Origin of the sequence: Aestuariibaculum marinum (assembly GCF_014596975.1) — a bacterium.
GTDB classification, from domain to species: Bacteria; Bacteroidota; Bacteroidia; order Flavobacteriales; family Flavobacteriaceae; genus Aestuariibaculum; species Aestuariibaculum marinum.
Map to the genome: position 1 here is coordinate 324239 of NZ_JACVXD010000002.1, position 21714 is coordinate 345952.

Sequence of the window (21714 nt, forward strand, 5' to 3'; positions counted from 1 at the left end):
ATTACGAATGGTTTTAAGAGCGCGTTGTTATCATAAATCAACAATACAAATATACCACAGGTTAAGTGTTAAGAAAACAACTAATTTATCGTATTTATATGCTATATTAACTGTTAACTAAATGTTAAATCAATGTGAAGTTAAAATAACACATAATTGAGATAATAAAAAATATGTTTGCACTGTTATATGTTGTAAATTTGCTTTAAACCCAATTTGTTATGATTAATAAAAAGCCAACATTCAGAAAGCTTACTCCAAGTTTTGGTAGTTCGATATTAGTTAAGCAACATGTCGATAATGTAGATAAGAGCTTTGCCTACTGGCATTTTCATCCAGAATTAGAACTTATTTATATAAATAAGGGGCAAGGAAAGACACATATAGGAAACCATTTATCATATTTTAATAATAGTCAGTTAATATTAATCGGATCTAATTTACCCCATAACGGGTTTACAGATAGGTTAACCGCTAACGGAACAGAAACTACAATACAGTTTAAGTCTAACTTTTTAGGAAACGATTTTCTTGAAGTGCCCGAAATGGCGAATATTGTATCGCTTTTTGAACGTGCTAAAAAAGGAATTCGTTTTAAAGTAGAAACCAAACAGAAAATTGGTCCTAAAATAGAGAAGCTAACAAAGTATCAAGGTCTTAAACGTGTATTTAAATTTTTAGAGATTTTAGATTACCTGGCAACTACTGATGATTATACCATATTAAACGCCGATGGTTTTTCGTTCGAGACCGAGGCTCAGGATAGTTCTAAGGTAGATGTGATTTATAAATATGTGAATAAAAACTTCCAGAGACATATTAGCTTAGATGAAATTGCCGAAGAAGTAAGCATGACTGTACCTGCCTTTTGTAGGTACTTTAAAAAAGCTACGGGAAAAACATTTACGCAATTAGTAAATGAGTATCGTGTAGTACATGCAACCAAATTGCTTAACGAAAGCCAGATGAGTATCGCAGATATTTGTTTTGAATGCGGATTTAATAATTTTTCGCATTTCAATAAGCAGTTTAACGAGATTGTGGGGAAAAGTGCCTCGAATTACCGTAAGGAAATTAAAATGATGATAGGGTAACCTATTATTTTAGGCCGTTCCACTCGTTATAAAATTGATTTAGAAACTGAGTCATATATATATGACGCTCGGTAGCTACTTTTTGCGCTGTTTTGGTATGCATTCTATCCTTAAGTAATAGTAATTTTTCGTAAAAATGATTGATGGTAGGAGCTGTGGAAGCTTTGTATTCCTCTTTGCTCATATTTAAATTAGGCTTTATTTCAGGATCGTAAAGTGCACGGTTTTTAAATCCGCCATAATTAAAGCAACGTGCAATGCCAATAGCACCAATAGCATCTAATCGGTCAGCATCCTGTACCACATCCAGTTCGCGAGATTTAAAATTTTGGGCCTCATTACCACCTTTAAAGGAGATGTTTTCAATGATTTGAACCACATGTTCAATAATAGTAGAGTCTACATTGTGCTTAAACAGAAATTCACGTGCTATTTTAGGACCAATAGTTTCATCGCCATCATGAAATTTACTGTCGGCAATATCATGTAATAAAGCACCAAGCTGTACAATAAAAAGATTTACAGGTTCTTGTTTGGCTATAAGAACGGCATTGTTGTAAACGCGTAAGGTGTGAAACCAGTCGTGTCCGCCTTCGGCGTGCACTAAAGTGTCTTTTACAAAGGCTTTTGTAAGATTGATGATATTGTCGTTGTTCATAATAGCATAAAAATAAAAATTCCTTTCGGTAAAGAAAGGAATTTAAATAAACATATATGTTGTAATTATTTTACAGTTGCTGGTTCAACCCACTTAAATTGGTATGAGTTTTCAGGAACTTTCATTCTATCTGCTAATCGATACATTCTCGAAGGAAGCTTCATTAAGTAATCCCTTGCTTTTTCGGCTTCATCGGTTAGGTTGGTAATTTTATCAATTTCCCAACGATCGATTAGTTTTTGAAGAATATCTACGTAATCTGTTGAAGTATATACGCCAATACGTTGTGCTGTATTCGAGAATTCTTCGAAAGCAGTACTTATTTTATCTCCCGATTCACGTAAGAAGTGTGCCGGCATGGTAATTTTTTGTTTCATCATATAATGAAACGCCATCATCATCTGGCTTGGATCGACTTTAAATATACGATCTACAAAGTCTGAATACGCATGGTGGTGACGCATTTCATCTCCTGAAATAATCTGACACATTTTAGCCAATCGCTTATTTCCATTCTTTTTAGCGATTTTTGCCACACGATTATGTGAAATATAAGTTGCTAATTCCTGGAAACTGGTATACACAAAGTTTTTATAAGGATCGCGGTCGGTACCAATATCGAAACCATCGGCAATAAGGTATTGCGTGGTTTTTTCAATTTCCTTCATATTTACACGTCCCGAAAGGTATAAGTATTTGTTAAGCACATCGCCATGGCGGTTTTCTTCGGCTGTCCACTGTTTTACCCATTTAGACCAGCCGTTTCCACCATTATCCACTTGGTTAACACCTTCAACGTCCATAAGCCAGGACTCGTACGTTGGAAGGGCTTCTTCGGTAATCATGTCACCAACCAAAACCACCCAGAAATCGTATGGTAATTCTTTTGCTAATTCTCTTATTTCGCGTACCTCCTCAAAAAAGGCATCATCTGTAGTTTCTGAATTTGGTAAAAAATCGGTAGGTTGCCATATGCTTTCAATCGGAATTAAATATTTTTCCATTAAAGCATCAACGTCTTTTTCCAAAAACTGCATCACTTCTAATCTCACGTTCTTTAACGACATTTTTCTAGGGTTTTATTAGTGAATACTGTTTGTAATAGTAGTTTCTATACTATTTATAAGCTCTTCTTTATTTGCAAAGGTACTAACTTTTAAAGGCTTATGAATGGTAAATGTTACATGATTCCCTAATCCCATTGGATATTTACCATATTTTAACATTTTCCATGAATTGTTAATGCTTACAGGAACCACGTAAGCCGAGGGTATTTTTTTTAATAACACTTCTAAACCTTTTGTTTGAAATGGTTTAGGTTTTCCCGTTTTACTTCGAGTCCCTTCAGGGAAAATAACGGCTGCGCGTTTGTTGGCTTCAATATATTCACCAAACTTCATTAGTACAGGCAAAGATTGTCTCGGGTTTTTACGATCGATTAAGGCAGCACCACCGTGGCGTAAGTTATAAGATACACTCGGAATCCCTTTTCCTAATTCAATTTTACTAATGAATTTTGGATGGTGTTTACGCATGTACCAGGTTAGAGGATAAATATCGTGTAAACTTTGATGGTTAGCTACGAAAATAATGGGCGTATCTTTCGGAATATCATGCGCGTTAATACACGAAAAACGGGTGCCTAATACATAGCCACAAAGCATTAAACAATACTGTAACGCATCTACACTTAATTTATGCGCCTGATAACCGAACAGGTTGAAACAAATCCATTGAATCGGATGGAAAATAACCAGTGTTAAGAAAAAACACAGGTAATAAATAGCCGTTAGTGGGTATGATAATAATTTTAACATGCCGCAAAAATAAGTAAAAACTATGCTTAATAAATAGCGATGCAGTTGTTATTTTTAGGATCATGACAGTTTATAAACAAAAAAGCCACGAATACATTCGTGGCTTTTAAAACTAATATTTTGTGGTATTAGCAGTGTTCGTTGTACGCATCAACAAGGTTTTCTGCAATTAATTCTGCAGGACGACCTTCAATGTGATGACGTTCTAACATGTGTACTAATTCCCCATCTTTAAATAAAGCCATACTTGGAGAGCTTGGAGGGAATGGTACCATATGTTGTCTTGCTTGTGCAACCGCTTCTTTATCAACTCCTGCGAAAACAGTAACGATATGATCTGGTTTTTTAGCATTTTGTAAACTCATTCTAGCACCTGGGCGCGCATTGGCAGCGGCACAACCACAAACAGAATTTACTACAACTAGAGTAGTTCCTTCTTTTGCTAAGGCAGCATCTACAGCCTCAGGAGTATGTAATTCTTCAAAACCAACTTTGGTTAAATCTTCACGCATTGGTTTTACTAATTCTGCTGGATACATATTTTAATTTTTAAAAATTAACAAATTTAGACTGCAAAGATACCAATTGTGTAACAATTAGCACTTTCAATCTACTAACAAATATTATATTTACACTCATTTTTTCACAATCATTAAAACAGTGAGTGTGAACCTGCTTTAACATGTTTCTTGTTAAAATGAAAGAAACGATTGGTAGGTTTGACGTTAAACCATATTTATACTTACATGAATTTTTCAAAATGGATAGGAGCGGCCTTAGGATGGTCGTTTGGAGGCCCCATAGGAGCTATTATAGGATTGGCATTAGGAGGCATAGTTGACTCGATGGGAAATGGCTCGGAAACACATCAAGATACACAACAGCGCTACAGACAACGGCCGGTAACGCAGCCAGGTGATTTTGAAGTTAGCTTATTAATTTTAGCATCTATTGTTATTAAAGCGGATGGTAAGCAAGATCAGCGCGAGTTGGATTATGTGCGTACACATTTCGCGAATATGTACGGTAAGGAGCGTGCGAACCATGCTTTTAGGTTGTTTAAAGAAATAAATAAGCAGAAGAATATATCTACAAGACAGGTGTGTATGCAAATTAGGCAAATGATGCAGCATCCGTCGCGTTTGCAACTTATTCATTTTTTATTTGGTGTAGCGAAGGCTGATGGTGTGGTTACTGAAAGTGAAGTGTCGGTTATTCAAACTATGGCGGGGTATTTAGGAATAAGTTCTTACGATTTTCAAAGCATTAAGGCGATGTTCTACGAATCGGCTGATAATGCTTATAAAATTTTAGAAATTGATAAGTCTGCAACCAATGACGATATAAAAAAGGCTTACCGAAAAATGGCAAAAAAATACCATCCAGATCGTGTGATTCATTTAGGTGAGGAACACCAAAAAGGTGCTGAAGAGAAGTTTCGTCAGGTACAAAGGGCATACGAACAGTTGCAAAAGGAACGCGGATTTATTTAGTTAAAATTGAAGAGTCGATTTTTGTTTAGAAACGATTAGTTGAGCTGATTTCCCTAAATAAATCGCCCGATTATCTTTTTCGTGGCCTGCAGGCATGTTGAATGCGATTGGGAAATCGTAGTCTTTAAGCACATCTAATATCAATTGTTCTGTAGAGGAGCCCCATGGTGTGGTGTTTCGTTTTACTCTGGTCATATCACCAATAAGCACTCCGGCACAATGGTCAAAATATCCGGCACGTTTTAAACTTTGTAACATGCGGTCTATGTGATATTTGTATTCACCAATTTCCTCAATAAACAGGATTTTTCCGGTAGTGTCAATACTAGTGTCTGAACCTAACATACTGGCCAGTAAACTTAAATTTCCACCTACAATTGGTGCGGTTACCAAGCCTTCTTTATTGTAGTTTGAACCTTTTATACTATATGATAGCGATTCACCAAAAATAGCTTTTCTAAAGGTTTCAATAGTTTCAGGAATGTTTTCGTTTTCGTCTTGCAGGCTGGTACACATCATGCCATGAATACTTTCGTACCCTTTAACGTGCATTAAATTGTGTAATGCCGTAATGTCTGAAAAGCCAATCAGCCATTTCGGTTTCTCGTTGAATTTTGTAAAATCCAGTTTATCAAGAATTCTAACAGCGCCATAACCACCACGTGCACACCAAATTGCACTAATGTTTGGAGCGTTCATAGCTTCCTGTAAATCTTTCCAGCGTTCGGCATCAGTTCCAGCGAAATGGTTGTTTTGATTAAAAACATGTTTCCCTACAATCGCGTGTAATCCCCAGCTGCTTAATAACGCTTTGGCTTTATCAATTTCGTCAGTTCTGTTTTTTAAAATGCCGGAAGTTGCCACAATAGCAACGGTATCGCCAGGTTTCAGGTATGGAGGTTGTATCAAAGTATTCGCTGTATTTGTTGCATTATTTTGTGCTGACATATCAAGTTTTCCGAAGAAAACGACAGCAAAAAACATTAGGCTTAGTATTGAGATTTTTGACATAAGGTAAATGTACATTTTTTTTCTAAATGCGGAAGAGTGTCTAATCACTTTAAACGTGCGATTATCGCATAAAAATGTGTACTTTTGTGGCTGCAAAAAAAGAAATAACAATGTCAAAACGATATACAATTACCTCGGCATTACCGTACACTAACGGGCCTATTCATATTGGGCATTTAGCAGGGGTTTATGTACCAGCCGATATTTATGCGCGCTATTTACGATTAACAGGAAACGATGTAGTTTTTATAGGGGGAAGTGACGAGCACGGTGTGCCGATTACTATTAAAGCCAAAAATGAAGGGGTGACACCACAGGATATCGTAGATAAATATCACGCCATAATTAAGCAGTCTTTTGAAGAGTTTGGTATTTCGTTTGATAACTATTCTCGTACTTCGGCACCAATTCATCACGAAACGGCTTCAGAATTCTTTAAAACGCTTTACGATAAAGGAGAGTTTGTTGAAGAAACAACCGAGCAATTGTACGATGAAAAGGCGAATCAGTTTCTTGCTGATCGTTTTGTTACCGGAACCTGTCCGAAATGTGGTAATGAAGAAGCTTACGGAGATCAATGTGAAAAATGTGGAACGAGTTTAAATGCAACAGATTTAATTAATCCAAAGTCGGCATTAACTGGAAATGTGCCAACATTAAAGCAAACTAAACACTGGTTTTTACCCTTAGATAAGCATGAAGCGTTTTTAAAAGAATGGATTTTAGAAGGACATAAAAAAGATTGGAAACCGAATGTTTACGGACAAGTAAAATCCTGGATCGACGATGGTTTACGTCCGCGTGCCGTAACTCGCGATTTAGATTGGGGAATTCCTGTGCCTGTAGAAGGAGGCGAAGGAAAAGTGCTTTATGTATGGTTCGATGCACCTATCGGATACATCTCATCAACTAAAGAATGGGCTGAGCGCGAAGGTAAAGACTGGGAGCCGTATTGGAAAGATAAGGATACCAAGTTGGTACACTTTATAGGTAAAGACAATATCGTATTCCATTGTATTATTTTCCCGGCTATGTTACAGGCTGAGGGTAGTTATATTTTACCGAATAACGTTCCGGCCAACGAGTTCTTAAATTTAGAAGGTAACAAATTATCGACCTCTAAAAACTGGGCGGTTTGGTTACCTGAGTACTTAAAAGAATTCCCTGGGCAGCAGGATGTATTACGTTATGCTTTAACGGCTAATGCTCCGGAAACAAAAGATAATGACTTTACCTGGAAGGATTTTCAGGCTAGAAATAATAACGAGTTAGTAGCCATTTTTGGAAACTTCATTAACCGTGTGGTAGTGTTAACTAACAAATATTACAATGGTGTGGTTCCTGCCCCAAGCGAGTTATCTAAAATTGATGAAGAAACTTTAGCAGCAGTTAAAGCATACCCGGGTGTGATTGCCAGTTCTGTGGAGCGTTACCGCTTTAGAGAGGCGCAACAAGAGTTAATGAATTTAGCGCGCTTAGGTAACAAGTACTTAGCAGATGAAGAACCTTGGAAAGTGGTAAAGGAAGATGAAGCCCGTACACAAACCATCATGTACGTTGCGCTACAAATAGCTTCGGCTTTAGCAACCTTAAGTGAGCCATTTTTACCATTTACTTCAGAGAAACTAAAAGGTATTTTAGCTCTTAATGAAAATGTAAATAGTTGGGATGAGGTTTCAGAAAAGGACATATTACTTCCTGAAGGTCATCAAATTGGAAAATCAGAATTACTATTTACAAAGATTGAAGATGAAACGATTCAGTTTCAATTAGATAAATTAGAAGCGAGTAAAAAGGCTAACGAAGCGGCTAATAAAGCGGTTGAACCACAAAAAGATACCATCACGTTCGATGATTTTGTGAAACTTGATATGCGAGTAGGAACGATTATCGAAGCGGAGAAAATGCCTAAAGCTAAAAAATTACTCGTTTTAAAAGTTGATACAGGTATAGATACCAGAACAATTGTATCAGGAATAGCAGAAAGCTTTACAGCAGAAGAAGTAATTGGTAAAAAGGTAACTGTTTTAGTAAACTTAGCCCCAAGAAAGTTACGTGGTGTAGAAAGTGAAGGTATGATTTTAATGACGGAGAACGCCGAAGGTAAACTGGTATTTGTTAACCCTGACGACTCGAATGTTGCTAACGGATTACAAATTAGTTAGTATTTAAAATAAATCTTAAGTTAATTAGAGAGAGTCATATACCTGGTATGTGACTTTTTTTTTGATGTAGACTCAAAATTATAGGAATTTAAAAGTGTTTACGGAAGATAAAATTTACAAGAATACTTTTGATGAGATGTAATGTTCAATTTTTAACATATTATCTTATTTAGATTTAATAAAAATAAATATATTTGCCTCGAGGTAAAATATTTATTCATAGACTCTTGGGTAAAAAGAAAAAAAAGAAAGCACTTAAAAAGCTAGAGAAACTTGAGGCAGCAGGTATAGTTCTTCCAGAAAAGGTAAAGACCAGTTGTTGCAAGAAATACAAAAAGGGAGAGAATAAGCGTTGTAAAAAATGCCCTTGTTTCGATATGCTTAAAAAGGTAGCCTAAATATTAGGAACAATTTTTTATTTATACATATTTGAAAAACAGATAATTCAATTCGAGTTATCTGTTTTTTTATTTTTTTGATGTTACTAAACTCAATTTTTTGGGTCTAAAGGGTGAAACATGTAGTTTTATATGGGGGTTTAAGCTGTTATTTGATTAAAATATAATCTATAACCATTAACCTTTCGTATATTAGTGTACGCTATTAATTATTAAAAAATTGAATATGAAAAGAATCATTTTATTGTTTGTGGCCGTAACAATGATGGCCTGTGGTGGATCGAAAACCGTTAGAGTATCTAAAAAAGTAATTAAAGGGAACTGGAGCTTAAATACTATTACTTATAGTAAAGCAGGAACCTATGATGTCACTTTGTTAAATGATGCTTCAAAATCTTGTTTTGAAGGTAGTACCTGGCAGTTTATTCCAAATAATAACACAGGTGTGTATTCCATTGGTAAATACGCTTGCGAATCTGGCGATCGTCATTTTATTTTTACCATTGATGAGGTTGATAAAACAACCGGACTTTACGACTTTTTATTAAAACCAACCGATGAGAAAGGTAATTCTGAAACAAATAAGGGTTTTAGATTGAGTTTAACATCATTGTCAGACACTCAGATGCAATGGCAACAAACGGTAATTGTAGACAATCAGCCCTTTACTATTTCTATGAATTTCGATAAATTATAATTATTGATTTTTAGGAAAAAATATCGAAAGAATTTTCTTGGTAATCATATCTCGATTATCGTTTAAAACGTATAACTTTATACTTGCAATCTTTAAAAAAGAAACATGAATATGAAAAAGTTAATTAACAAAATAGGAGTTTTAAGTTTAACCATAGCATTGGTTGTAGCAGCAACCAGCTGTAAGTCGATCCAAAATGCTAATAATGCACAAAAAGGTGGTGTTATTGGCGCGACTGGTGGAGCAATTTTAGGAGCCATTATAGGTAACAATGTTGGAAAAGGAGGTAATGGCGAATTAGGAGCTGTTATCGGTGGCGTTGTTGGCGGAGGTGCCGGAGTACTTATTGGTAATAAAATGGATAAACAGGCGCAACAAATTGAAGAAGAAATACCAGGAGCTCAGGTAGAACGTGTAGACGAAGGTATTGTTGTAACTTTCGATGAAACGAGTGGTGTGTATTTTGATACTGAAAAATATAATATTAATGCTGCTTCTCAAGCAACTTTAAATAAACTTATAGGGGTATTTAAAGAGTATCCAGATACTAATATTTTGGTTGTTGGACACACCGATAGTGCCGGAGCAGCTGAGTACAATATGACACTTTCTAAAAATCGTGCCAATGCAGTTACTTCTTATTTAAAGGCTAATGGAATTTCTTCAGGAAGATTAACAACAAATTGGTTTGGCGAAGAACAACCAATTGCAGATAATTCTACTGCTGAAGGTCGTGCAAAAAACCGTCGTGTAAACGTTGCTATTGTTCCAAATGAAAAAATGATTGAAGATGCCAAAAATGAAGCTGGCGAATAAAAAATAAACTTATGTTTGCTTAAATCTCGTTTTCAATGTTTCTTTGAAAACGAGATTTTTTTTGCAATAAACCTAAAGTAATGACTTCACTAATTCAATATATCACCTCACAAACCCAATTACCAGAATCTTCAGTAAAAAACACGGTAGACTTACTTAATGAAGATTGTACTGTACCTTTTATATCCCGGTATAGAAAGGAGCGTACTGGAAATTTAGATGAGGTTCAAATTGGAGAAATTGTAAAATATAAAGAGCAATTTGAAGCTTTAGAAAAACGCAAAACGGCGATTTTAAAAGCTATTGAAGAACAGGGTAAATTAACCTCAGAACTTCAGCATAAAATTGAGATTACCCAAGATATAACAGCTTTAGAGGATTTATATCTTCCTTTTAAGAAAAGTCGAAAAACTAAAGCCGAAAAAGCCCGTCAAATTGGGTTGGAGCCTTTAGCAAAAATCATTATGAGTCAGAATGCGAATGATGTGGAGTCGATTGCGTTTAAATATGTAAAAGGAGAGGTTAACTCAGTTGATGAAGCTTTAGAGGGCGCTCGCCATATTATTGCCGAATGGATTAACGAACGTACCGATGTTCGGAACAATATCCGTTATCAAATGGAGCGTTTTGCTATGATTACAACCAAAGTGGTTAAGACTAAAGCCGAAGATGAAAATACGCAAAAATTTCGCGATTATTTCGATTGGGAAGAGAACTTAAGTCGTATACCATCACATCGGTTGTTAGCAATTTTGCGCGCAGAATCAGAAGGATTTATTAAGGTGAAAATCTCAATTGACGATGACCGTGCCTTGACAAAAATTGAGGGTCGTATTATTCGTTCAAATAATGCCTGTGCAGAACAGATAGAATTAGCTATTAAGGATGCTTATAAACGCCTGTTATTACCAGCCTTGTCTAATGAAGCCTTACAATTAGCAAAGGAAAAAGCTGATGCTTCAGCAATTTCAGTATTCGCTAAAAATTTAAAGCAATTATTGTTAGGTTCTCCGTTAGGCGAAAAGCGGGTATTAGCAATCGATCCTGGATTTAGAACTGGATGTAAAGTGGTGTGTTTAGATGCACAAGGAAGTTTATTATATAACGAAACGATTTATCCACATCCACCAAAAAGTGATAGTACAGGAGCTATTAAAAAGTTGAGTTCACTTTGTGAAGCTTATAAAATTGAAGCGATTGCCATTGGTAATGGAACAGCTTCCCGAGAAACCGAAGCTTTGGTGCGTAAAATTCATTTTAAAAATGATATGCAGGTGTTTGTGGTGAGCGAAGCAGGTGCCAGTATTTATTCGGCGTCAAAAATAGCACATGAGGAATTCCCAAATTATGATGTTACCGTACGTGGTTCAGTATCTATTGGTCGTCGTTTGCAGGATCCGTTGGCAGAATTGGTAAAGATTGATGCGAAATCCATAGGCGTAGGGCAATATCAGCATGATGTAGATCAGACAAAATTAAAAAAGGAACTGGACACGGTTGTTGAAAGTTGTGTGAATGCAGTAGGTGTAAACATCAATACAGCAAGTGTAAGTTTATTGAGTTATGTGTCTGGTATTGGACCAAAACTGGCGGAGAATATTTTTAATTACAGAAATGAACACGGCATGTTTAAATCCAGGGCAGCGATTAAAAAAGTGCCACGATTGGGCGATAAAGCCTTTCAGCAGGGTGCTGCTTTTTTACGTATTAAATCGGCTAAAAATCCATTAGATGATTCGGCGGTTCATCCTGAAAGTTATCGTATTGTAGAGCAAATGGCGAAAGATTTAGGTAAAGAGGTAACATCGTTAATTGGTAACGAGTCTGTACTAAATGCGATAGATTTAAAACAATACTGCACTGAAACTATTGGTTTACCCACACTTGATGATATCATAAAGGAACTTAAAAAACCAGGATTGGATATTCGAGAGCAGGCAAAAGTATTTACGTTCAATCAAAATATTAAAACGATTAACGATTTGCAAGCTGGTCAATTGCTGTCTGGAATCGTTAATAATATTACCAATTTTGGAGCTTTTGTTGATATTGGGGTAAAAGAAAGTGGTTTAATTCATTTGTCAAATTTATCTGATAGTTTTGTGAGCGATGTCAATGCACACGTTAGTTTGCATCAGCAGGTTATTGTTAAAGTTTTAGAGGTAGATATTCCGCGAAAGCGCATTCAGTTAAAGCTTCATAAATAAGCTTAAAACTTTGTGTCTTTTTGTTCATCACTGGGGTTTCGTATGTTGATGTTTTTAGGAGAAACCTACGTACCGCAGTTTTTAAGTTTAGAAGAGTATAATGCCATAATTAATACAACTAATGAAAAGTATGGATGAAGTAAAAATAGCGTGAAGTCATTTTAAGCCATAAAAAAAGCGAACCAATTTGGTTCGCTTTTTTTATTTTAACAATAGAATAATTACTTATTCATATTTTTAATTTCCTTCATAAACGTATCTAAGTCCACACCGTTACCTACAAGTGTTAATGCTTTGTCTACAATATATTTTACGTTTTCAGGATGAAATCCAAGACCTACAGCTATTTTTCGAAGTAATAACTCCTCAAGATCTCCTTTAATATGATCTACATAAACCATACGAGCTAAATCGAATAAACGCTCTAAACGTCTTTCGTAATCGTGTGGTGGATTAATAGGATGCGATTTATAATCTTGTAATATTAAGTTATAATCAGCTTCACTAATATCTAAGCTTCTTGCTAATCTGTCTAAAAAGGCTCTTTCATCAGAAGAAATAAATCCGTCAGCCATTGCTACGCGAACAATAGCAGCGAAATGATCTTCGTTACGCTTTTTAAACCCACTATCAAATAAATCTGAAAACGACATATGTTTTAATTGTTTTTAAAGTGCTGCAAACGTACATATTTTTTGGCAATTTTCTCATAAAAAACAGTTTGAAAATCTGTTTTTTTCATCAATAAATAACCTTTAAGAGGTTATGGTGTTCGTGTCTTATTTTCAACAAGATAATAAGAATTAAAATTATCTCAAAGCTTTAAAAAAAAAGATTGTAAACTGTATCTTTGTAGCCTTAAAACCCAATACTTAGGTGAGTAAAACAGATATCGCCCAAACCTACCAACAGCTTTTGCAAACGCAAAAACTGCAAGATTCTATTGCCAATTCTCAAAGTAAAACACATTTAAAAGGACTTGTTGGATCTGCATTATCATTCGTGATATCGAATGCATTTAAAGATAGTGACAAGCCGTTTTTAATGGTGTTTAATGACAAGGAAGAAGCGGCATTTCATTTAAATGATTTAGAGCAGCTTTGTGGAAAAGACGATGTGCTTTTTTACCCGGGCAGTTACCGCAGACCATATCAGATAGAAGAAACCGATAATGCTAACGTGTTATTGCGTGCTGAGGTGCTTAACCGCATTAATTCACGTAAAAAGCCGGCTATAATTGTAACCTATCCGGATGCGCTTTTCGAGCAGGTGGTCACCAGAAAGGAGTTGGAGCGTAATACTTTAAAGATCGCTGTTAATGATAAGTTATCTATCGATTTTGTTAACGAGGTATTGTTTGAATATCAGTTTAAACGCGTTGATTTTGTTACCGAACCTGGAGAATTTTCTGTTCGCGGTGGAATAGTTGATGTGTTTTCATTTTCACACGACGAGCCGTATCGTATTGAGTTTTTTGGTGATGAGGTAGATAGTATCCGTACGTTTGATGTCGAATCGCAATTATCGGTCGATCAGATTAAGAAGATTAATATCATTCCGAATGTAGCGAATAAGTTATTAGAAGAACGCAGACAGAGTTTCTTAAAATACATTGCGCAGAAAACAGTAGTGTGTTTAAAGAATGCCGATTTGTGTTTTTCGCGTATTGATGATTTTTACGAAAAGGCTGAAGACGCATTTAAAACCTTGTCTTCAGATATAAAGCACGCCGAACCAAACGAGTTGTTTTGTAATTCGACTTTGTTAAAACAACAATTGTTAGAGTTTACGATAGTTGAGTTTGGAAGGACTTCAGTGTTTAATGCTTCTGAAGTTATCGAGTATCATACCACGCCACAACCGTCTTTCAATAAACAATTCAATTTGTTAATTGAAGACCTAAACGCAAATCACGAAAAGGGGTATGCCAATTATATTGCTTGCGTGAGCGAACAGCAGGCCAAGCGTTTTCACGATATTTTCGATGATTCGAATTTAGATGTGAAGCAATATTCAACCATTATTTTATCATTACATCAAGGATTTGTCGATGCCGATAGCAAAATGGTTTGCTATACCGATCATCAGATTTTTGAGCGTTATCATAAATTCAGTGTTAAAAATGGGTATGCGAAGAAGCAGGCGATTACCCTTAAAGAATTAACCAATCTGGATATTGGCGATTATGTAACCCACATCGATCACGGTATCGGACGTTTTGGGGGTCTTCAAAAAATAGATGTAGAAGGCAAAAAACAGGAAGCTATAAAACTAGTGTATGGCGAGCGCGATGTATTGTATTTAAGCATTCATTCGTTACATAAAATTACCAAGTTTAATGGTAAAGACGGTAAACCTCCTAAAATTTATAAACTAGGGAGTAATGCCTGGAAAACTTTAAAAGAAAAAACAAAGTCGCGTGTAAAACACGTAGCGTTTAACCTGATAAAACTTTACGCGAAACGTAAAACAGAAAAAGGATTTCAATATAAGGAGGATAGCTATATGCAACATGAGTTGGAAGCTTCCTTTATTTATGAAGATACACCAGATCAAAGCTCGGCAACAGCCGATATTAAAGCTGATATGGAAAGCGAACGCCCAATGGACCGTTTGGTGTGTGGTGACGTGGGCTTTGGTAAAACAGAGGTTGCTATTCGCGCGGCTTTTAAAGCCGTTGATAATGGTAAACAGGTTGCCGTTTTAGTGCCAACCACAATATTAGCTTATCAGCATTACAGAACCTTTAGAAAGCGCTTAAAAGATTTCCCGGTAACGGTAGATTATGTAAATCGTTTTAGAACCGCAAAGGAAAAACGAGAAACCCTTTCTGGTGTTGAAAGTGGTTCGGTAGATATCATTATCGGTACGCATCAATTAGCTAATAAAACGGTTAAGTTTAAAGATTTAGGTCTGTTAATTGTAGATGAAGAACAGAAGTTTGGAGTAGCGGTTAAAGAGAAGTTGAAAACTATTAAGGAAAATGTAGATGTATTAACTTTAACAGCAACACCAATCCCCAGAACGCTTCAGTTTAGTTTAATGGCTGCAAGAGATTTATCGGTCATCACTACACCGCCACCAAATCGTTATCCTATAGAAAGCCATGTGATTCGTTTTAACGAAGAAACCATTCGCGATGCGGTAAGTTATGAGATTGAACGTGGTGGACAAATCTTCTTTATTCACAATAGAATTGAAAATATCAAGGAAGTAGCCGGTATGATTCAGCGTTTAGTACCCGATGCGAAAGTAGGTGTTGGTCACGGACAAATGGATGGTAAAAAACTAGAAGAGTTGATGCTATCGTTTATGGATGGTGCTTTCGATGTGTTGGTGAGCACCACAATCATCGAGAGTGGTTTGGATGTGCCAAACGCTAATACCATTTTCATCAATAATGCAAATAATTTTGGATTGAGCGACTTGCACCAAATGCGTGGTCGCGTGGGACGCAGCAACAAAAAGGCGTTCTGCTATTTTATTACACCAGAATATTCAGCAATGACTGATGATGCGCGTAAACGTATTACAGCCTTATCTCAATTTACAGAGTTGGGTAGCGGATTTAATATCGCGATGAAAGATTTAGAAATTCGTGGTGCTGGTGATTTATTAGGAGGAGAGCAAAGCGGCTTTATTAACGAAATAGGGTTCGACACGTATCAGAAAATTTTAAATGAAGCGATTGAAGAACTTAAAGAAAACGAATTTAAGGACCTTTATGATGAAAATGAAGATGAGAAGGAATACGTTAAAGATGTAACAATTGATTCTGATTTTGAGTTATTGTTTCCTGATGATTATGTAAATAATATTACCGAACGTTTAAGTTTATATACGCAGTTAAACAGTTTTAAAACCGAGGAAGAGTTACAAAAGTTTGAAAGTGAACTTATCGATAGATTTGGAGAATTACCGAAACAAGTACACGATTTATTGAACAGTGTCCGCATTAAATGGATTGCTGCTAAATTAGGTTTCGAAAAAGTGATTATGAAACAAGGGAAGTTTATTGGTTATTTTCTTAATGATCAGCAAAGTAGATTCTACCAGAGTAAAAACTTTACCAAAGTGCTGCAGTTTGTTCAAAGTCATCCTTCGGCATGTAAAATGAAAGAGAAACAAACGCGTAATGGTTTAAGATTATTACTTACTTTTGATAATATTAAAACCGTAGACCAAGCGTTAAAAGCGATACAGCCCATAATGGCTTAGTAATTGATTATAAATAATTTATAAATACCCTGAATTTTGAAAAGGTTTTTAATTCTAATCGGCTTAATCTCAAATATTTTATTGGCGCAACACTCCATTAAAGGCGTGTTTACTCCGCCCGAAGATTATCGTGTAGCGGTGTTGTATAAGGTGACACCAACAATTTCAGAGTATATTACTCACGCCGAAGTAGATAAAAAAGGAAATTTTGAAATCGCTTTAGATTCTACCGTAACCAAAGGGATGTATCGTATTGTATATGCTATTCCTGAAGAAGATTATAACTTCGATATTATTTATAACAAAAAGGAAGATATCAGCTTAACGTTCAATTCTGAAACCGGATTGAAGATTTTATCATCTTCCGAGAATAAATTAATGTCATCCTATACCAATAGCATGTCCATGATTACCCATAGTATAAATAACTACTACAGGGATAAAAGTGAGGATACTTTGGCGTTAGTTTCTATTTTTAAAACGCAGCGAGAAGCTCAAAAAGGGTTTGAAGATTTAGCTAAAAATACCATTGCATTAGCCTTTATTAAAGCGAATAAACCATATATTCCTAAGCATTACGAAGATGTTGAAACTTACAGCAAGAACGTAAAAACGCATTACTTCGATCATGTTAATTTTACTAATAAAACCTTGCAAAGTTCTAATTTCCTGAATGAACGTATGGTGAATTATGTTTTTGGTGTGGTTACCGATTCGATTAACAGAGAGGCGAATTACAAAGAAAATATCAATGTGTTTTGCGAAGCGATGAAAGAAGCACCTATTCAAATTAAACGTACGCTTTTGGTTGATTTATGGGAGCAAATGCGAGATTTAAATTATGAAAAGACAGCGAATTATATTTCAGATACCTATTTAATTAACATTGCTAAAAAATTAAACGATACTGCCCTGGTTGATGGCTTATCATTATACAGGAATATATCGATTGGTAAAGTTGCTCCTGATTTTTCATTTGATGTTGAAAAAGACGGTGTAAAGCGTAGTAAAAAATTAAGTGAGTTAACGGGTGTCAAAAATTATATTCTGGTTTTTTGGAATAGCACTTGTGCGCATTGTTTAGATGAAATTCCGCAATTGGAAGCCTTCATTAAAGGCAAGAAAAAAGAAGACATAACCGTAATTGCTATAGGCTTGGAAGATTCACCTGAATACTGGAACCGTGTAGTGAAACGTCTTCCCAATTTTATTCATGTATATGGGGCTGGCTATTGGGATAATGAAATAGGCAACAGTTATGGAGTAACAGCAACTCCTTCTTATTTTGTTTTAGATAAAGACAAGCATATTGTTGCGAAGCCAGACGATATCGATGTGTTGAAATTGTATTTTGAATCGCTAAAGAATAAAGGGAAGAATAAGGCGTCTCAAAAGTGATAAAAGGCATCTTTTAGATGTTCTATCTCGTAAGTCTTGCCTTGTTTAACAATGGCTATAATATCAAAACGGACTTCAACATCTAATTGATTTTCAGTTACATATTCATCGACGGCTCTAACTAAGTTTTTTATCTGTTTGGGTTTTACAAAATCCTGCGGATTACCAAAGTCCGTATTTGATCTGGTTTTTACTTCAATTATGGTTAGAATATCTTGTTGTTGGGCAATAATGTCAACTTCAGCTTTATTAAATCGGTAGTTTCGTTCTACAATGGTATAGTCATGCTCTAAAAGAAAATCGACTGCTAGTTGTTCACCTTTTTTACCTAATTCATTATGTTGTGCCATACCTTGTTTGGTTGAATAATTGGTCTTAATTTAGGTATTTGTTATTGTATTTATCTCATTTAATTTAATTTAAATTTTTAGTCTTGTCTAAAAATATTTTTAACATCGTGTAAATTAAAGTATATTTGTCTGTGATTTTGAAGTAAATTGAAAACATAAATTTAAAATATGTACACATATAACCCTATATCGGCACTTCTTGTATTTTTTGTTGCTGGAGGTCTTTTGTATTTTTTATTCAGACCTGCTAAAGGATGGTATTGGGTTTTAAAGAATCAGTTTATAAGTAATGAGAAAACAATAATAGAAGATGTTTTAAAGCAACTTTATCATTTTGAAAACTCAAATAATAAGGTCGATATGAAAACCTTAGTGCATATGTTGAGTTTTAGCAACAAAAGAATCGTTGATGCCATTAATAAAATGACGGTTAATGATTTAATTTACTTTGAATCTGATATTTTAAAATTAACCGAAAAAGGTAGAGAATATGCGTTGCGTATTGTTCGGGTTCATAGACTTTGGGAGCGTTATTTAGCCGATAAAACAGGATTTCATAAAATAGAATGGCATGATAGAGCTGAATCCATGGAGCATCGATTGAATCATGATGAGGTTGAAGAATTATCGATGCATTTGGGACATCCAAAATTCGATCCTCATGGAGATCCAATTCCAACAAAAACTGGTAAAATGGCACAGGTAAAAGGTGTTGAATTGCCGTTGTTACAAGTAGGCGCCGTGGGTAGAATTACGCATATTGAAGACGAACCTGAAGTAATTTATAAGCAGATTTTAGCTGAAAATATTCATATGGGGTCTTTGATTAAAGTCGTTGAAAATAACTCAACCCGTATTGTGTTTCTTTCCGAAGGTGAAGAGTTTAAATTAGCTCCAATAGTGGCTGCGAATTTAACTGTAGCACCTTTAGAGAAAGAAGTTGCTGTTGAAGATAATGTGGCACGATTATCTAGTTTAAATGAGCATGAAACGGCTAAAATTATTGGGATTTCCCGCGAAAGTCGAGGAGAAAGTCGCAGACGATTATTGGATTTAGGTTTCGTAAAAGGTGCCAATGTGAGTATTGATTTGGTTAATCCCTTAGGAGAACCCAATGCTTATTTAATTAAAGGAACGTCTATTGCTTTACGTAACGATCAGGCGGCTAAAATCCTGATTAAAAAAGATTAGATTATGGAAACAAAAATAAATAGTGGCTGCGAAACTTGTGAGCATTTTAATAAAGACGGATTGAAAAAATTGGGTGTTCGTACTGATAATTTCGATTTTGTTGTGGCTTTAGCAGGTAATCCAAACACAGGAAAAAGTACCGTGTTTAATGCACTTACTGGATTGCGTCAGCATACCGGAAATTGGCCGGGAAAAACGGTAACGCGTGCAGAAGGTGGTTTCGAGTATAATACTAAAAAATACAAACTTGTTGATTTGCCTGGCACTTATTCCTTAATGTCAACTTCAGAAGATGAACAGGCAGCGAGAGATTTTATTCTTTTCGGAAAACCAGATGTAACGGTTATTGTTGTCGATGCTAATCGATTGGAGCGTAATCTGAATTTAGTACTTCAAATTTTAGAAATTACTGATAAAGCTGTGTTGTGTTTAAATCTTATGGATGAGGCTGAACGTAATGCTATTGAAATAGATGTACGTACTCTATCACGCGATTTAGGGATTCCAGTGGTTCCGGCTAGTGCTCGATTTAATCGTGGTATTCCAGAGCTTATTCAAACCATAAGTGAAATTGCAAGTGGTAAAATTATATGTAAACCACACCGCATTAAAAGTGTCCCTGAAAATATTGAAAAGGCCGTTAAAACCTTAACGGTTGAAATTGAAAAAGAATTCCCGAATATTTCTAATAGCCGATGGATAGCCTTTAGGTTGTTAGAAGGAGATAAACAAATTATTGAAGCCCTAAAAACAGGAGAATTTGTTTAAAAATAAAATTTAAATGAAACAAAATAATATTGATAATATCATTGAGTTGTCTAACGAATTGCGTTGGCAAATTGGTGATGAATTTCACGATAACTTAACCGAAAGTATTTATGCCGATGCCGCCGATATTGTTAAAGATTCCGTGCGCAGTAATGATTCAAAAAGACGCTTTAGGCTGGATGCTAAAATCGATAAAATTGTAACCAGTAAACGGTTTGGTTTCCCTATTATGTTTTTAATTTTAGGAACTGTCTTGTGGCTTACCATTCAAGGTGCAAACTATCCTTCGTCTTTATTAGCTAACCTTTTACTCGATACAATTCATCCAGCATTAAAAAGTGGAGCTGCAAGTCTGGGTATGCCTTGGTGGCTTGATGGTTTCTTAATTGATGGGGTGTATTTGGCAGTGGCTTGGGTAATCGCGGTTATGTTACCACCAATGGCCATCTTTTTTCCTATGTTTACCCTTTTAGAAGATTTTGGTTATTTGCCACGTGTGGCTTTTAATTTAGATGCACTATTCAATAAATCCGGTGCACATGGGAAACAGGCATTAACCATGAGTATGGGCTTTGGTTGTAATGCAGCTGGAGTTGTGGCTGCTAGAATTATAGATAGCCCCAGAGAGCGTCTCATAGCGATTTTAACGAATAACTTTTCATTGTGTAACGGACGCTGGCCAACACAAATATTAATTGCAACCATTTTTATTGGAGCCGTAGTGCCAAAATCTTCATCCAGTTTGGTGTCTTTATTAGCTGTTATTGGTGTTGCAGTTTTGGGAATGGCATTTATGTTTGGGGTATCTTGGGGGTTGTCCAAAACCGTTTTAAAAGGGGAGGTGTCAACCTTTAATTTAGAATTACCACCGTACAGACCACCACGTTTTTGGAAAACCATTTATACGTCGCTAATAGATCGGACTTTAATTGTGTTATGGCGAGCGATTGTTTTTGCAGCACCTGCCGGAGCTGTGATTTGGTTGATATCTAATATTCATATTGGTAATGAAAGTATAGCAGCCTGGGCTATAAACGGTATGGATGGTTTCGGGTTTCTTTTAGGATTAAACGGTGTGATTTTATTAGCATATATCGTAGCGATTCCGGCGAACGAAATTGTAATTCCTACTATTTTGATGCTTACGGTTTTAGTGACAGGAGTTGGAGTTGGAGAAGGCGCTGGCGTCATGTTTGAGTTGGATTCTATTAATGCCACAGCTGATGTGTTAAAAGCTGGAGGGTGGACATTATTAACCGCCATAAACCTAATGTTGTTCAGTTTACTGCATAATCCTTGTAGTACAACGATTTATACCATTTACAAAGAAACTAATAGTGTGAAATGGACTGTTGTGGCTTCTGTGATGCCTGTTATTTTAGGATTTATTGTTACCTTTTTGGTAGCTCAATTGTGGCGTCTAATATTCTAAA

General features: G+C 35.7%; 16 protein-coding genes and 1 pseudogene. 10 read left to right on the forward strand and 7 right to left on the reverse strand.

Annotated features, from left to right (window positions below):
- Positions 1-221 precede the first annotated feature (221 nt).
- Positions 222-1094 (forward strand): AraC family transcriptional regulator, encoded by an 873-nt coding sequence (locus ICJ85_RS05360; protein ID WP_188222748.1) that lies wholly within the window; start codon positions 222-224, stop codon positions 1092-1094.
- Positions 1095-1098: 4 nt separating this feature from the next.
- Here ICJ85_RS05360 and ICJ85_RS05365 read toward each other — a convergent pair whose 3' ends face one another.
- From ICJ85_RS05365 to ICJ85_RS05380, 4 genes are all read right to left on the reverse strand, one after another.
- A complete protein-coding gene (locus ICJ85_RS05365; RefSeq protein WP_188222749.1) occupies positions 1099-1752 on the reverse strand; it encodes an HD domain-containing protein in 654 nt (217 codons plus the stop codon).
- Positions 1753-1817: 65 nt separating this feature from the next.
- On the reverse strand, positions 1818-2819 hold the full coding sequence (locus ICJ85_RS05370) for an acyl-ACP desaturase (RefSeq protein ID WP_188222750.1): 1002 nt from the start codon (positions 2817-2819) through the stop codon (positions 1818-1820).
- A gap of 15 nt (positions 2820-2834) precedes the next feature.
- Positions 2835-3569, reverse strand: a complete 735-nt coding sequence (locus tag ICJ85_RS05375) for a lysophospholipid acyltransferase family protein (RefSeq protein WP_188222751.1) — start codon at positions 3567-3569, stop codon at positions 2835-2837.
- 128 nt (positions 3570-3697) lie between these two features.
- Positions 3698-4108 (reverse strand): BrxA/BrxB family bacilliredoxin, encoded by a 411-nt coding sequence (locus ICJ85_RS05380; RefSeq protein ID WP_188222752.1) that lies wholly within the window; start codon positions 4106-4108, stop codon positions 3698-3700.
- 207 nt (positions 4109-4315) lie between these two features.
- Here ICJ85_RS05380 and ICJ85_RS05385 point away from each other — a divergent pair, with 207 nt between their 5' ends.
- Positions 4316-5062 (forward strand): TerB family tellurite resistance protein, encoded by a 747-nt coding sequence (locus tag ICJ85_RS05385; RefSeq protein WP_188222753.1) that lies wholly within the window; start codon positions 4316-4318, stop codon positions 5060-5062.
- Here the strand turns inward: ICJ85_RS05385 and ICJ85_RS05390 are convergent, their stop codons facing one another.
- Positions 5063-6073, reverse strand: a complete 1011-nt coding sequence (locus ICJ85_RS05390) for a S66 peptidase family protein (RefSeq protein WP_188222754.1) — start codon at positions 6071-6073, stop codon at positions 5063-5065.
- A gap of 110 nt (positions 6074-6183) precedes the next feature.
- Between ICJ85_RS05390 and metG the strand changes: the two genes are divergently transcribed.
- The 4 genes from metG to ICJ85_RS05410 all read left to right on the forward strand — a co-directional run bounded on the left by metG (position 6184) and on the right by ICJ85_RS05410 (position 12356).
- Positions 6184-8238: a methionine--tRNA ligase gene (metG, locus tag ICJ85_RS05395; RefSeq protein ID WP_241739492.1), complete on the forward strand. Its 2055-nt coding sequence runs from the start codon at positions 6184-6186 to the stop codon at positions 8236-8238.
- A gap of 624 nt (positions 8239-8862) precedes the next feature.
- A complete protein-coding gene (locus ICJ85_RS05400) occupies positions 8863-9333 on the forward strand; it encodes a lipocalin family protein (protein ID WP_188222756.1) in 471 nt (156 codons plus the stop codon).
- A gap of 111 nt (positions 9334-9444) precedes the next feature.
- Positions 9445-10149, forward strand: coding sequence for an OmpA family protein (locus ICJ85_RS05405; protein ID WP_188222757.1), 705 nt, complete (start codon positions 9445-9447; stop codon positions 10147-10149).
- 80 nt (positions 10150-10229) lie between these two features.
- Positions 10230-12356 carry a Tex family protein gene (locus ICJ85_RS05410; RefSeq protein ID WP_188222758.1) on the forward strand — a complete coding sequence of 709 codons (2127 nt, stop codon included), beginning with the start codon at positions 10230-10232 and terminating at the stop codon, positions 12354-12356.
- 221 nt (positions 12357-12577) lie between these two features.
- Here ICJ85_RS05410 and ICJ85_RS05415 read toward each other — a convergent pair whose 3' ends face one another.
- Positions 12578-13009 carry a TerB family tellurite resistance protein gene (locus ICJ85_RS05415; RefSeq protein WP_188222759.1) on the reverse strand — a complete coding sequence of 144 codons (432 nt, stop codon included), beginning with the start codon at positions 13007-13009 and terminating at the stop codon, positions 12578-12580.
- A 223-nt stretch (positions 13010-13232) separates the two neighbouring features.
- On the opposite strand from ICJ85_RS05415, the gene mfd reads away from it, so the two are divergent.
- Positions 13233-16574, forward strand: coding sequence for a transcription-repair coupling factor (gene mfd / locus ICJ85_RS05420; protein ID WP_188222760.1), 3342 nt, complete (start codon positions 13233-13235; stop codon positions 16572-16574).
- Between the two features lie 36 nt (positions 16575-16610).
- The gene (locus ICJ85_RS05425) at positions 16611-17972 is read left to right on the forward strand and encodes a TlpA family protein disulfide reductase (protein ID WP_188222761.1); all 1362 of its coding nucleotides are present in this window, start codon (positions 16611-16613) and stop codon (positions 17970-17972) included.
- Here the strand turns inward: ICJ85_RS05425 and ICJ85_RS05430 are convergent.
- Positions 17963-18322, reverse strand: a complete 360-nt coding sequence (locus tag ICJ85_RS05430) for a YraN family protein (protein WP_188222762.1) — start codon at positions 18320-18322, stop codon at positions 17963-17965. The two genes, ICJ85_RS05425 and ICJ85_RS05430, sit on opposite strands and share 10 nt — an antisense overlap.
- A gap of 168 nt (positions 18323-18490) precedes the next feature.
- Between ICJ85_RS05430 and ICJ85_RS05435 the strand changes: the two genes are divergently transcribed.
- Both ICJ85_RS05435 and feoB read left to right on the forward strand, forming a co-directional pair.
- Positions 18491-19513: a metal-dependent transcriptional regulator gene (locus ICJ85_RS05435; protein WP_188222763.1), complete on the forward strand. Its 1023-nt coding sequence runs from the start codon at positions 18491-18493 to the stop codon at positions 19511-19513.
- Positions 19514-19516: 3 nt separating this feature from the next.
- Positions 19517-21713: pseudogene (feoB, locus tag ICJ85_RS16685) on the forward strand (ferrous iron transport protein B).
- Position 21714: the final 1 nt, after the last annotated feature.